This window comes from Paraburkholderia fungorum (genome assembly GCF_003610895.1).
GTDB classification, from domain to species: domain Bacteria; phylum Pseudomonadota; class Gammaproteobacteria; order Burkholderiales; family Burkholderiaceae; genus Paraburkholderia; species Paraburkholderia fungorum_B.
The window spans coordinates 189898-204437 of record NZ_MCAS01000068.1; the positions used below are offsets into that span (position 1 = coordinate 189898).

General features: G+C 62.1%; 8 protein-coding genes and 1 pseudogene. 3 read left to right on the forward strand and 6 right to left on the reverse strand.

All coding sequences use genetic code 11. The features are described 5' to 3' along the window. Positions 1-13: 13 nt before the first annotated feature. Positions 14-2206 carry a TonB-dependent receptor gene (locus tag BCY88_RS37890; protein ID WP_120349188.1) on the reverse strand — a complete coding sequence of 731 codons (2193 nt, stop codon included), beginning with the start codon at positions 2204-2206 and terminating at the stop codon, positions 14-16. Positions 2207-2661: 455 nt separating this feature from the next. On the opposite strand from BCY88_RS37890, the pseudogene BCY88_RS37895 reads away from it, so the two are divergent. Further along, positions 2662-3655: pseudogene (locus BCY88_RS37895) on the forward strand (aldo/keto reductase). A gap of 60 nt (positions 3656-3715) precedes the next feature. Here the strand turns inward: BCY88_RS37895 and BCY88_RS37900 are convergent. The 5 genes from BCY88_RS37900 to BCY88_RS37920 form a co-directional block, all read right to left on the reverse strand. After that, positions 3716-4285 (reverse strand): YbhB/YbcL family Raf kinase inhibitor-like protein, encoded by a 570-nt coding sequence (locus tag BCY88_RS37900; RefSeq protein WP_120349189.1) that lies wholly within the window; start codon positions 4283-4285, stop codon positions 3716-3718. A gap of 18 nt (positions 4286-4303) precedes the next feature. Further along, on the reverse strand, positions 4304-5104 hold the full coding sequence (locus BCY88_RS37905) for an ROK family protein (protein WP_120349190.1): 801 nt from the start codon (positions 5102-5104) through the stop codon (positions 4304-4306). 34 nt (positions 5105-5138) lie between these two features. Beyond that, positions 5139-6734 carry a glucose-6-phosphate dehydrogenase gene (gene zwf, locus BCY88_RS37910; protein ID WP_120349191.1) on the reverse strand — a complete coding sequence of 532 codons (1596 nt, stop codon included), beginning with the start codon at positions 6732-6734 and terminating at the stop codon, positions 5139-5141. A 171-nt stretch (positions 6735-6905) separates the two neighbouring features. Beyond that, on the reverse strand, positions 6906-9713 hold the full coding sequence (locus BCY88_RS37915) for an MGH1-like glycoside hydrolase domain-containing protein (protein WP_120349192.1): 2808 nt from the start codon (positions 9711-9713) through the stop codon (positions 6906-6908). 51 nt (positions 9714-9764) lie between these two features. Beyond that, positions 9765-11753, reverse strand: coding sequence for an amylo-alpha-1,6-glucosidase (locus tag BCY88_RS37920; RefSeq protein ID WP_120349193.1), 1989 nt, complete (start codon positions 11751-11753; stop codon positions 9765-9767). A gap of 209 nt (positions 11754-11962) precedes the next feature. On the opposite strand from BCY88_RS37920, the gene BCY88_RS37925 reads away from it, so the two are divergent. Both BCY88_RS37925 and BCY88_RS37930 read left to right on the forward strand, forming a co-directional pair. Then, complete coding sequence (locus BCY88_RS37925) at positions 11963-12286, forward strand: hypothetical protein (protein ID WP_120349194.1); 324 nt, start codon at positions 11963-11965, stop codon at positions 12284-12286. A 63-nt stretch (positions 12287-12349) separates the two neighbouring features. Then, the gene (locus BCY88_RS37930) at positions 12350-14503 is read left to right on the forward strand and encodes a phosphocholine-specific phospholipase C (RefSeq protein WP_120349195.1); all 2154 of its coding nucleotides are present in this window, start codon (positions 12350-12352) and stop codon (positions 14501-14503) included. Positions 14504-14540: the final 37 nt, after the last annotated feature.

Below are 14540 nucleotides of genomic sequence, written 5' to 3' on the forward strand. Positions count from 1 at the left end.
GATGAGGCACACTTCAGAAGCGGTAATCAACCGTCGCCAGCAACGTGCGTCCGATACCCGGCACGGAACGGCCGCCATCAGACTGAATGAGCGCGTCGTAGTACATCTTGTTGGTCAGGTTCAGCAGGTTCAGCCGAACGTCGTATTTCTTCGCGTGATACGCGGCGGTCGCATCCCAGCGGGTATAGCCCGGGACCTGCACGTAGTTCGTATTCGAGGCATAGCGCGGCGACATATAGGTCGGGCCGCCGCCGATTTCCCAGTGCGGCGTGATCGCGTAGGTGGACCAGAGCGTGAGCGTGTTGCGCGGCGTGTTGGCCGGCGTGTGCCCTTGCGTCCCGTCGAGCGCCTGCAGGACGACGGCGTCCATGTATGTGTAGCCGCCGAAAATCTGCCATTTGTCGGTAATGTGGCCCGTTACGCCCGCCTGGAATCCGTCGACGCGAATGTCGCCGTCGAGTTCGTATTCGGTCGGCGAAACTTGCGTACGCGCATTGGTCATCTCCTCGCGGAAGAACGCGGACGTCACCGAGATATTGCCGCCCAGCAGATCCCACTTGCCGCCGACTTCATAGGACCGGGTCGACTCCGGCGCAAGATTCTGCGTCAGGTTGGTCACCGTCAAGGCTTCGAGCGAGGGGTCGAACGACGTGCCATACGACACGTAGTACGACTGCCAGTCGGTCGGTTGATAGATCACACCAGCGCGCACGCTGGTGAAGAAATTGGTTTGGCTCGCGTAGAGCGGCGCCGTGATCGAGTTATGAATCTGCGCCTGGAAGCGATCCCAACGCAGGCCGCCGATCACCTTCCAGTGCTGACCGAGCGACACCGTGTCGTTCACATAACCGGCGATCTCATTCGAACCGGAATTGGCGTAGTTGCCGACCGTGGTAGTCACACCCGCCGGCGACGACAGATACGCCGGGTCCACCATCGAAACAACCGGCAAGTTGTTGCGCGTGTACGCCTGGTTCGAATAGCTGTCGTGGCCGAGTTCGATGCCGGCAATCAGATCGTGCTTGATCGGGCCGGTGTTGAATTTGTATTCGAGCGTCGTGTCGTTGTACAGCGAGTGGTTCTCGATCACGCGGTCGTGGCTTTGCAACTTGATGAACAGTTGCGACGGCGACAAGGTCGTGTAATTTCCGTTGGTCAGCGCGGTACTGCTGGCAAGTGGTCCCGTCAGTACTGCCTGGGGCGCGGTTTCGCGCGCATCGGTCAGCGAGTGTGAGAACTGCGTCTGGTTTTGCAGCGTGAGGTCATCGGAGAACTTGTGCTTGATGCCCGCCGTAAAGGTCTGGACGTCCTGGATCGTGCGGTCGGTAGTGAGGCCGTAGAAGGTATTTTTCGGCACCGGCGAAGGATGTCCGTTCAACGCCTGCACGCCGTAGTCGGGCATGTCGTAGTTGTGCTGGATCAGCGCGGAGATCGTCACTTCGGTCGGCGTGCCGATACCGAAGCGCACTTCCGGCGCGATGCCGTAGTCCTTGTTCTTCATCTCGTCGCGCGTCGAGCCGAGACTCTGGCCGAATGCGTTCAGGCGGATCGCCGAGGTGTCCGTCAGCTTATGGTTCACGTCGACGGTGCTGCGATAACGGTCGTCGGTGCCGATCATTCCCGTCACTTCCGCCGAGTCCTGCAGGTTCGCTTTCTTGCTGACCTGATTGATCACGCCACCCGTCGAACCACGGCCGAACAGCATCGACGACGGTCCATAGAGCACCTCAAGCTCTTCCAGGTCGAAGGTGTCGCGATAGTACTGGTTGCGATCGCGGAACCCATCCAGATAGATGTCGTTCTGCGCGGTGAAGCCGCGCAAGTTGATGTTGTTGCCGATCTGGCCGCCTTCAGCCCCACCGATGGTCACGCCCGGTGCATTGCGCAACGCATCCTGAAACGACGTGGCGCCTTGAGAGGCGAGCACCGACTTGTTGATCACCGTCACCGTCTGCGGAATGTCGCGCAATGCGGTGGGCGTCTTGGCGCCGACGGTCGAGCGCTCTGCCTGGAAGTCCTGTTGTTCTGCCTGCGCCGCGACGCCGATCGTCGGCAAGGTTGTGTTACCGGCCACGGGATTCGTCGGTGCGTTCTGGGCCGACGGCTGCGATGCGGCTTGCGGTGCGGTCTGCGCGACTGCGGGCGTGGCGAAGGGCACGGCAAAAGCTAGCGCTAACGCAGTCGCGAGCGGCGTGTGATTGAACATGGGAAATCCGGTCAGAAGTGCGCTTGCCCGATCCGCATGTTCGGCATGGAATCGATGACAAAACCGCAATTGGCTGGCTGCCGCTCTCCTGCTCAGAGCAAAGACGACGCGATGGCTGGCTAGTGGTTAAATGAGAATCGCTATCATTCCATATGCATAACAACGCATCAATCGCGCCAAAGCTTACCTGCCGTAATTGAATTGTTTCTGTTTTTTACCAACGTATGGCGTTCGTAATTTCCAATGCGAAATCGTTAGTCCTGCATTACACGTTTGTAATTCTCCACAGCGCTCTGCAAAGACGATTCTTGCAATTCATCAGATTGAAAACTTTCTAAACACTGACGATTTGCGCAATCTGCATGTGCGTCCCATCGAACAGGAAATCGCCGCACCGTTTATCCTTTTCGCAACACAGCAACCCGCAACCGTTCCGTCCTGCTTCGGAGTTGACCATGCAATACCGCAAATTCGGCCACACTGGCCTGACCGTTTCGCGCCTGTGTCTCGGCACGATGACCTTTGGCCTGCAGACTGAAGAAGAGGCCTCGCATCGCATTCTCGACACGGCGGCGGACGCCGGCGTGAACTTCATCGATACCGCCAACGTTTATCCGCTCGGCGGCGGCGAGAGCATTGCCGGACGCACGGAGGAAATCGTCGGACGCTGGCTCAAGGGCAAGCGCGACCGCTTCATTCTGGCAACCAAGGCGGTCGGCAAAATGGGGCCGGCCGCGTGGGACCAAGGGGCGTCGCGCAAACATCTGCTGGACGCCATCGACGCCTCGCTGCGCCGTCTCGGCACGGATTACGTGGACCTGTACCAGCTCCATTCCGACGACGCGAACACGCCACTCGATGAAACGCTGGAGGCGCTGGACGTGATCGTACGGTCGGGCAAGGCGCGCTACATTGGCGTGTCGAACTTCCTCGCCTATCGGCTGGCGCGCGCTGGGCCGCGCCGACGTCTTGCGCGCAGCGCGGTTCGTGTCGGTGCAGCCCCGCTACAACCTGCTGTTCCGGCAGATCGAGCGGGAATTGCTGCCTTTGGCAGCCGAGGAGCAATTGGCCGTGATGCCGTATAACCCGCTCGCGGGCGGCTTGCTGACGGGTAAGCACCGCGTGGATGCAGCGCCCACGTCAGGGCGATTCACCGAAACCGTCGGCAAGGCAGGCGCGATGTACCAGGAGCGGTACTGGCACAAGCGGGAGTTCGAAACGATCGAAAAGCTGAAGGCGATTGCGGCACAGACGGGCGAGTCGTTGACCCGGGTTTCGCTTGCCTGGGTGCTGGCCAATCCGCTGATTACCTCGGCGATTATCGGCGCCAGCCGCGCTGAGCAGCTGGGCGATACGCTGGCGGCTTCGGAGCTCGCGCTAGATGCGCAAGTCAAGGCGCAGCTTGATGAGACCACGCTGGAATATCGCTGGGGCGATGCGGCGAGGTAATGCGTAAGGTTTGACGGCGTCGGCCGATTGTCCGGCCGACCACCGCAAAGGCAACAGAAATCACCGTCCGTATCGTAGTACCGTACTTGTGGCAGCCAGGACATGATCCTTCATTGCCGCCTGCAACGCGTCTCGTGTCAATCCCGCCGGCAATGCATCAGGCGGCAGGTCAAGCGCATAAATCTGCACGACATAATGATGCGGCGCATCGCCGACCGGCGGACATGGCCCGTAGTATCCCGGCCCGCCAGTCCGGTTCGTTCCCGCCACACTCCCTGCCGGCGGTGCAGCACCGCTGCCCAGTCCGGTCACCGAAGGCGCGACGCCATATAGCACCCAGTGCACGATTCCCAATCCCTTCGCGCCGTCCGGGTCGAATAGAGTGACCGCGTAACTCCTGGTGCCGGCGGGTGCGTTCCTCCATTGCAAGGCCGGTGACACGTTTCCGCCACCGCAATTGTTCGCGCTCGCCGCATGGCTCGAATCCAGCGTGCCGCCATCTGCCAAACCCGGCGACGACACCGCAAAGCCATCCGCCGCCCGGACATTTGCCGTAGCCAGAACCAGCGTGGCGCACATGCCGACGGTGAGCAGGCGTCGCAGATCGCTGGCGTCATTGGGTCGAATCATCGCTGAGCGTCTCCCGTTTCACTTGAACCGGCCGGTTCGCGCATTGGCCTCCGGCAACTGCCGGGTCTCGCGCAGCGACTTCGGATGCCACAGGCGCGCGCCGCCTTCGATCCCCGCATCGTTCGATACCGTCGCGACGTTCGCGGGCAACTTGAAGGTCAGCCGTGCCGCGTTGCCGCCACCGATCCACAGCTTGTCGTAGTTCACCAGCGAATCGAGAATCTCGATCACCTTCTCGACCCGGCGATTCCAGCGCTTATTGCCCGCCTTCTTGCGCGCCGCGTCGCCGATGTACTCGTCGTACGCTACGCCCTTCTTGCTGACGGGATGATGTGCAAGTTCGAGGTGAGGCATCAGCTCGCCATCGCGGAACAGCGCCGTGCCCGCGCCCGTGCCGAGCGTCAGCACGAACTCGAGCCCATGACCTTCGATCGCGGCAAAGCCCTGCATCTCGGCGTCGTTGATCATTCGCACCGGCAAACCGCCCAGGCGCTTCGCCAGCGAATCCGCTAGCGGAATGTCGTGCCAGCCTTCAACGCCGAAGTGCGGCGCCGTGAGAATGCGATTGTTGCGCACCACGCCGGGAAAGCCGATCGACATCAGCGAGGGCGGCGCCTCTTTGACAAGCGGGTCGACCAGCTTCGCCAATGCATCCACCAGTTGATCCGGTGTGCACGGATGCGGCGTCGCCACGCGCAAGCGCTCGGTTTTCATCTGCCCGTCCGCATCGATGATCGCGGCTTTCAGGCCCGTGCCACCGACATCGATCGCCAGAATTCGCTCGGTACTGCTTTTTACTTTCGTCTTACGTGTGGCCACGGTACCCCCCGATTGTGTTGGTGCATCTCACGATTTACTTCTTTTCCACGGCATCCTGCTTCAGAGGCCGCCATGCATGGCCGTCGTGCGCGAGCAGCGCGTCTGCTTCAGCCGGACCCTCGCTGCCGGCCGGATAACCACGCACGGGTATCGCGCCGCCGGTCTTCGGGTGCAGCACGTCGTCCACCGCGCACCAGCTCGTTTCGATGCTGTCGGCGCGCTGGAACAGCGTCTCGTCGCCGAGCATGCAGTCGTACAGCAAGGTTTCGTAGCCCACGTTGGCCCGTTCGGCGAAGAAATCGGCATAGTCGAAAGACGACTGAACCGCGCCGATCTGCATCACCGGCCCCGGTGTCTTCACGTTGAAGTCGAAACTCGTGCCGTGCGCGGGATCGATACGCAAGGTCAGCACATTCGGCGTCAGCGCGTCGACCGGCGTGTCGCGGAACAGACGGAACGGCACGGGTTTCAGTTGCACCGAAATCTCCGTGCGGCGCGCGGCAAGCCGCTTGCCGGTGCGCAAATAGAACGGCACACCCGCCCAACGCCAGTTCTCGACGTAGACCCGCGCGGCGGCGTACGTTTCCGTCGTGCTGCCAGGCGCGACGTCCGGCTCCTCACGATAACCGACGCCTGCCGGCCCTTTTTCGTACTGGCCGAAGACGACGTCGTCGGCGGTAAGCGGCTGGATCGCGTCCGAGATTTCGGCCTTCTTGTCGCGCACGGCTTCGGCGTCGAACGAATTGGGCGGTTCCATCGCGACCATGCCGAGCAACTGGAACAGATGGTTCGGCAGCATGTCGCGGAACGCGCCGGTCTGCTCGTAGAACTTGCCGCGCCCCTCGACGCCGATCGTTTCGGCTGCGGTGATCTGCACGCTGTCGATATATTCGCGCCGCCAGATCGGTTCGAACAAAGCATTCGCGAAGCGCACCGCGAGAATACTCTGCACGGTGTCCTTACCGAGAAAGTGATCGATCCGATACACCTGCGACTCGTTCGCGTACGACAGAATGTGCGCGTTCAGATCGCGCGCGGAGGCGAGATCGGTGCCGAACGGCTTCTCGATCACGATACGGCGGAAGCCGCCGCCCTCGGCTTCTTTCAGCAAGCCCGCGTGGCCGAGATGCTCGACGATCGGCTTGAAAAAGCGCGCGCTGACCGCGAGGTAAAAAATCACATTGCCGGCCGGCGACGGGTCGAGCTTTTGCTTGAGCTTCGTGAACGTGTCGTCGGTTTCGAACTCGCCGGCCATGTATTCGAGCCGTTGTGCAACCCAGTCCCACGCTTTGTCGTCGAGCTTGCCGGCATGGAAGGTGCTGGCTTTGTCGGCGGCGAACTGTTGCAGCGACTGGTGCAGCCCTTCGCGCCATTCGCTCGTCTCGCGCTCGCCGTGATTCACGCCGATGATTTTCATGCCATCGTCGAGCAGGCCGTCCACCGCGAGGTTGTACAACGCGGGCATCAACAACCGCTTGGTCAGGTCGCCGGCCGCTCCGAAGATCACCAGCGTGCAGGGCGGCGCAGGATGCTTGCCGGCCGGCGACGACGGCGCCTGATGCGGACCCGCACTGACTTTGCAACTGGGTGCCTGGCTGGCGGAAGTTGGGGTGTTCGGAGTAGTCGACATGGGATTCACTTAGGGAAGCCAATGGAACGGACGTGGCGATACATGAAAGACCACGCTTGAAGCCACTCAGTTCAAAAACAAAGGCTAAACCTGCCCGGCGCGCACGCCGTATGGCTTATGTAACCTCGCGGGCGGCTGGATCGCCGCTCGTTATCCGCTGCATAACTCTCGCTACTTGGTCGCTGCCGTCGCCAGCGCGGACGCAGGTTCGGGCACAGACTCGGGTGCGCTTGCCGGAGCAGACGCCGAAGCCGCCGTTGGCATCGGCGCCTGCTCCGGCTCGCCAGTGAGCGGCACATTGCCCGAGGCGCCCATTGCCCGCGGTTGCAGGAGCAACGCCACCAGCCCGGACCAGCCGGTTTGATGCGAAGCGCCGACGCCACGCCCATTGTCGCCATGGAAATACTCATGGAACAGCACGAGGTCGCGCGAACGCGGGTCGGCCTGCAGGAGTGGATACGCGCCCATTACCGGACGTTCGCCGTTCTTGTCCTTCAGGAACAAGGTGGTCGCCCGGCGCGCCAGTTCGTCGCCGATTTCGCTAAGCGAGAACTTCTGCCCCGAGCCGGTCGGATACTCGACGCGAAAATCATCGCCGTAGTAGCGATGAAATTCGTACAACGATTCGATCAGCAAATAGTTCACCGGCATCCACACCGGCCCGCGCCAGTTCGAATTGCCGCCGAACACGCGGGTGTCGGATTCAGCCGGCAGATACCGGACGGTGACGCTCGTGCCGTTGTGATTGAACTCGAACGGGTGGTCGCGGTGGAATTGCGACAGTGCCCGCACGCCATGGTCCGAGAGGAATTCGCTTTCGTCGAGCGCACGGCGCAACAAGGCCTTCATCCGATGCCCGCGCAAGAGCGAGAGCAGCAACGCATTGCCCTTGCCGGGTTCGTCCCAGCGCGAAACCAGCCTTGCCAGATCGGGGCGATGTTCGAGGAACCAGACGAGCCGCTCGCGCAAACCCGGCAAATGACCATGCAAACGTTCTTCGAGTACATGCACGGCGAAAAGCGGAATCAGGCCGACGATCGAGCGCAGGCGCATTGGAATGTTGCTGCCGTCGGGCAGGCGCAGCTTGTCGTAGAAGAATTCGTCTTCGCTGTCCCATAGGCCGGTTTCGCAACCGTCGTCGCAACTCACGGCTTCGGCGATATACAGGAAGTGCTCGAAGAACTTCACGCCGATATCGACGAACACATGGTTCGCATACGCGAGTTCGAGCGCGATCCGCATCAGGTCGAGCGCGTACGCGGCCATCCACGCCGTGCCGTCGGCCTGGTCGATATGGCCACCGGTGGGTAGCGGCGACGAGCGGTCGAAAATGCCGATGTTGTCCAGCCCAAGAAAGCCGCCCTGGAAAATGTTGTGACCGTCGGCGTCCTTGCGGTTCACCCACCACGAAAAATTCAGCAGCAGCTTGTGGAAGACAAGTTCCAGAAAATCGCGATCCGCTTTGCCCGTGAGCGCACGGTCGATTTCATACACGCGCCAGGCAGCCCAGGCATGCACAGGGGGATTCGAGTCACCGAGCGCCCACTCGTAGGCGGGCATCTGGCCGTTCGGATGCTGATAGCGGTCCTTCACCAGCAGTAACAATTGACGCTTGGCAAACGCGGGATCGATCAGCGCGAACGCGGCCGCATGAAACGCCAGGTCCCATGATGCGTACCACGGGTATTCCCATTTGTCGGGCATCGACACGATGTCCGCGTTGCACAGATGCCGCCAATCCGCATTGCGACCGTGTTTGCGGGACTCAGGCGGCCTGGGTTGCAGCGGATCGCCTTCGAGCCAGCGCTGCACGTCGTACTGGTAGTACTGCTTGGACCACAACATGCCGGCGAGCGCCTGGCGCTGCACGAGGCGCGCGTCGGGGTCGGTGATCTCGTGCTGCAGCGCGCCATAGAACTCGTCGGCTTCAGCAATGCGACGGGCAAACACCGCATCGGCATCGAGTTGCGCGTTATCGGGACTCGACTGCGGACGCCAGCGCATGTACACCACGGCGCGGCCATGCGGACCAAGTTCGATCGACGCGTGCGCGGCCGCCTTGGTGCCGGCGTCGTGACGAACCGCCTGTTCCTCGCCGTGGACAATGTAGTCGTTGAAGCCGTCCTTGAACGGCCCAACGCCGTCCATGTTGAACAGGCGCCTGACGTTGGTGTCGTTTTCACAAAACAGCCACGCCATTTGCGGCGCGTCTTTCGACCACGCCGTCACGACGATCGGCTCATGACCGTGCTGACGGCCGACCACATGTGCTTCACCGTTGTGGTCCTGGCCGGCGACGAGCGACGGCTTGTCCTTGTTCTCCTTCCACGACCACGAATTGCGCGCCCAGATCTGCGGCAGCACATCGAGCGAGGCGGCCTCGTCCGCACGATTCTCGATGGTCACGCGCATCAGAATGTCGTCGGGCGCATGTTTCGCGTATTCCACCTGCACGTCGAAGTAACGCAAATCGTCGAACACGCCCGTGTCGAGGATCTCGTATTCCGGCATGTCGCCGCCACGCCGCGCGTTTTCCTGCACCAGGTCTTCGTACGGAAAGGCGGCATGCGGGTACTTGTAGAGCATCCGCATGTACGAATGCGTCGGCGTGCCGTCGACGTAGAAGTACAGCTCCTTCACATCCTCGCCGTGATTGCCCTGCGCGTTCGTGAGGCCGAACAGGCGTTCCTTCAGGATCGGGTCTTTGCGGTTCCACAGTGCGAGCGAGACGCACCAGCCGAGTTTGTCGTCGCCGAAACCGGCAATGCCGTCTTCGCCCCAACGATAGGCGCGGCTGCGTGCATGGTCGTGGGGAAACGAATCCCAGGCGGTGCCGCCCGGGCTGTAATCCTCGCGCACCGTCCCCCACTGACGCTCGCTGAGATACGGCCCCCAGCGCTGCCAACGGGCGCAGTCGGCGGAGTGCAGGCGGGAACCTTCGATCGTGGCGAGCAGATTGGCAGCGCGCAGCGGTGGCATGACGGAGTCCTTGCGTCGGGCCTGGCGGTGGGATACACATCGTAGCGCGGTTTACGCGGCGGTGGGCTCCAACTCGGCAAGCAGCTTTTCAATGCGCAGCAATTCCCCCAGCGACCACGCTTGAAACGGCGTGCCGGCGGGCGTATGCGGCGCGTCGCCGTCGGCGATTTCGGAAAGATGGTCGAGGCCGGTGTGATCGAGATGCGCGTACGGGGGGTCGAGAAAGCGCGCTCTGACTTGTGCACGGGCATCCGGCTCGGCGCCGTGAACCCGCAACCACGCTTCGACGAACGGGCCCAGCAGCCAAGGCCAGACCGTCCCTTGATGATAGGCGCCATCGCGCTGCAGCGGCGTGCCGCCGTAGTGCCCGCGGTAGGCCGGATCGGACGGCGCGAGCGTTCTGAGGCCGAATGGCGTGAGCAGGTGCGCCTCGACCTGATCGACCACCGCGCGCGCCGCCGCGCCTTCGAGTAACGGAAACGGCAAACCGCCTGCGGCGAAGATCTGATTCGGGCGAATCGAGCGATCCACGGCGCCTTTGACAAAATCCACGTCGACGTTATCGACAAGCGCCTGGGTCGACGGATCGGTAAAGCGTTCATGAAACGCTTGCCATGCTCGCTGCGCGGGCACCTGCCATTGTGGGTTCCACATTGCTGCAATGCGCAATGCGTTGATCCAGAGCGCCTGCACTTCCACGGGTTTGCCGATGCGTGGCGTGACCACCCAATCGCCGACCTTGGCGTCCATCCACGTGAGTTGAACGCCAGGGACGCCGGCGCCCAGCAGACCGTCGTCAGTGGATGCCTTGATGTTGAAGCGTGTGCCGTTCGTGTAGCCCGTGAGGATGGTTTCGACTGCCTGCTGCAGGCGCGTTCGGGTGTCCGCTTTCGCGTGGTTCGTCGCCAGATAGTCATGAACGGCGACGACGAACCATAACGATGCATCGACGGAGTTGTATTCCGGCGTGTCGCCATAGTCGGGGAAACGATTTGGCAGCATGCCGGCGGACAATGTGCCCGACCATTCGAGCAGAATTGCCTCGGCTTCGTCGAGACGGCCTGTCGCGATCAGCAGGCCGCGCATGGCGATGAACGTATCGCGGCCCCAATCGGTGAACCACGGAAAGCCGGCGAGAATCGTGCGGCCTTCGCTGCGCGCGACGATGTAGGCATCCGCGGACCGCTGCAAACGTGAGCCGAATACGTTACGGCGCTGCTGTTCGATGCGTGCGAGTTCCGTTGCGTGGGCCACGGCAGGTTCGGTGCTTACCGGCGCCACGGCCAACGCCGGGGACACGATCGACGCGCTGAGGATCATTACCGCTTCGTCACCCACGAGATCGAAGCTGAACACGCCGGGCGTGGCGAGGTCTTCGCTGAAATCGAGACCGCGCTCGCGCTCGCGAACGTAGCAGAAGTTCCGGTACCAATCGGGCGCATGCGTATACGCGCCGTTCGTCACGACGTCGATAACTGGAAGATCGCCATAGGGCTGCCAACTCACGCAGGCCGGGTTGTCGCTCGTCCGCGCATTGAAGTTGAACGCGGGATTCTCATGGTGCAGTGCGTGGTAATCCCGGCCGGAAAGCAAGGGCCGGACTTTCAGCGTGAACGCACCAGAAGCAGACGCTCGGCCCAATCCTTCCAGCCGCCAACGCAAAACCGTTTCGCACGTCGCCTTGCTCACGAATACTTCGGCCGTCACCACGCTCTGTGGATCGAGCTGGAAGCGCCACGTGGGCCACGGCTGCGTATTGAACGCGAGAAGACTCGTCGTCAGATCGGGATAGATTACGTCCGGCACGTATCGCTGCATGCTCAACGGGTAATGCTTACCGTCCGCTTCGAGCCACACTTCGACTCCATTGACGAGCACCACGCGCCCGCCGGGCGCGCGCGTGGCCGTGAGCAGCAACGCGTGATAGCGGCGCGTGCGCAGCGTGCCCACGGTTCCCGAGGCGAAGCCGCCGAAGCCGTCTGCTTCGAGCCATTCGTCTTCGAGACGCGTGATGTCGAAGGGTCTGTCGATGTGTGTCATGCGCGTACCGGGTTATGCAAGCCGCAATTCGTTCGGTGTGCCTGGACTTCAGGCGCGTGCCGCTACCGTGAAGATTCTCCTGCTTATCGCTTTCCATTTCCTTTCGTCTAACTGACGAATTTAATAAGCTTCGCTCACTCGCAAACGTTTCACAATTATTTCTCGAAAGGATTGGAGACTGCATCCGCTGCCACAACCTGGATGCAGACATGAGAACAGACACTCGCCTCGCCGGCGTCGTTCTGGTTGCACTCGCAACTTGCGCAACTTGCGCATTAAGCGGTTGTGGCGCCGACGACTCCGCTCCAGCTTCCACGTCTTCATCGCAAACCGCCACGAATAACGCCGCCGCGCAAAGTCCCACGACTGTCCCCGCGGCCGGCATGCCTGGCGCATCGGCGCCTCTTGCAGCCGACCCTGCTGCCGCGTCCGACGTCATTACCCAGAACATGCAAGCCAGCCTTGCTGCCGACAGCCAGCAAGTCGCACCCGTGATGCATTACGCACCTGGCGACAGCGCCAATAGCAACTGACCCTGATCCCCCGGCGCGCGCGAGGCGCGCTATTCTTTCCCCACCCGCAGAAGGTGATATTCAATGACATCAAATAGCCGTCGCCGTTTCCTGCAGACCGTGGCTTCATCCGCCGGCGCTGCCGCCGCGTTGACCGCGCTGCCCGAGTCCATTCGCAATGCGCTCGCCGTGCCTGCGTTCTCGCGCACCGGCACGATCCGCGATGTCGAGCACATCGTCGTGTTCATGCAGGAGAACCGTTCGTTCGACCACTACTTCGGCCATATGCGTGGCGTTCGAGGTTACAACGACCGTTTCCCGATTCCGCTGCCGGGTGGCCAGCAACCCGTGTGGTATCAGCCATCGAAGCAAAATGCGGCGCAACCGGTGCTGCCGTTCCATCTGAACACGGCGACGACCAGTGCGCAATGTATCGGCGACCTCGATCACTCATGGTACCCGACGCACTACGCGATGAACAACGGTGCGTACAACCAGTGGCCGCAGTACAAGACCGACATGACGATGGGCTACTACCTGCGTAGCGACATCCCGTTCCACTACGCGCTGGCCGACGCGTTCACGGTGTGCGACGCCTACTTCTGCTCGCTGCCGGGACCGACGCACCCGAACCGCTCGTATCTGATGACCGGCATGGTGGACCCGACCGGCACCATGGGCGGCCCGCTGCTCGACAACAACGATTTCGTCGACGGCGATGGTCCGCCGAACTATCAGCTGCTCTCGTGGACGACGTATCCGGAACGCCTGCAAGCCGCGGGGATTACGTGGCAGGTGTATCAGCAGGGTCTGACGGGCGCCGATCCGTTGAACGGCAACTACGGCACCAACGTCCTGCAGAACTTCGCGAATTTCATCAACGCGCAGCCGGGCAGCGCCCTGTACGAGCGCGCGCAGACCGTGCGTACGATCGCCGACCTGAAGAACGACGTGCTCGCGGGTAATCTGCCGCAGGTATCGTGGCTGTGCCCGCCCGCCGCGTACTCCGAGCACCCGAGCTATACGCCCGCATACGGCGCGGAATACACGTCGCAGATTCTGGATGCGCTGACGTCGAATCCCGAAGTCTGGAGCAAGACCGTGTTGTTCATCATGTACGACGAGAACGACGGTTTCTTCGATCACCTCGTGCCGCCGCAGCCGGCGACGACGCCGGCCCAGGGCCAGTCGACGGTCAGCACGGACGGCGAGATTCACAACGTGGTGAATCCGGCGCGCGGCGGCAGCTACACGGCAGACGGCTTGCCATACGGCCTCGGCCCGCGCGTTCCAATGACGATCGTATCGCCGTGGAGCAAGGGCGGTTTTGTGTGCTCGCAGGTGTTCGATCACACCTCGGTGATTCGCTTCATCGAGACGCGCTTTGGCGTGTACGAGCCGAACATCACCGCATGGCGCCGCGCCGTGTGTGGCGACCTGACCACCGCGTTCGATTTCCGCACGCCGGACGCTTCCGTGCCGACGCTGCCGGACACGAGCAACTACCAGCAGATCGCCAACGAATGCTCGTCGCAGCCGAAACCCACGGTACCCGCCACGCCGGTCGCATTTGATCCGCAGGAAAGCGGTATCCGTTTCGCCCGTGCATTACCGTACGAGTTGCACGTGAACGGTCATGCAGACGTGAAGAAAAACACGTTTGAGATCGTGTTCGCCAATAGCGGCCGTCAGGGCGCGCATTTCTACGTGTACTCGACGAATCGCACGGACGGTCCGTGGCGCTACACCGTCGAGGCGGGCAAGTCGCTCAGCGAGAGCTTCGACCTGACGACGACGAACGGCGTGTACACGTTCGAGGTATTCGGACCGAACGGTTTTGTGCGCAAGTTTGCGGGCAACACGCAGACGGCGACGGCGCAAACAGCACAGGCAGCGGGTTGGCATGGCCACAACAAGCCCGCGGAGCCGGAAATCAAGGTGCAGTACGACGTTGCGAACGGCAATGTGTTTATCAAGTTCAGCAACAAGGGCGGCGGCATTGCACGCCTGACGGTGACGGACAACGCGTATGGTGCGCGGACGCGTCCGGTGCTGGTGCCGGCGGGAGCGCATATCGAAGAGGGTTGGGTGCTGGCGTCGAGCCATCACTGGTACGACTTGACGGTAACGAGCAACGACGACGCCAGCTTCTCGCGCCGTGTAGCGGGGCACGTGGAAAACGGCCGGCCGAGCATTAGCGATCCGGCGGCCGTGGCACCGGTGTTGGTAGTGAGTTAAGGGCGAGCGGGGGAAGTAGATAGGCCTCGATTGGGCG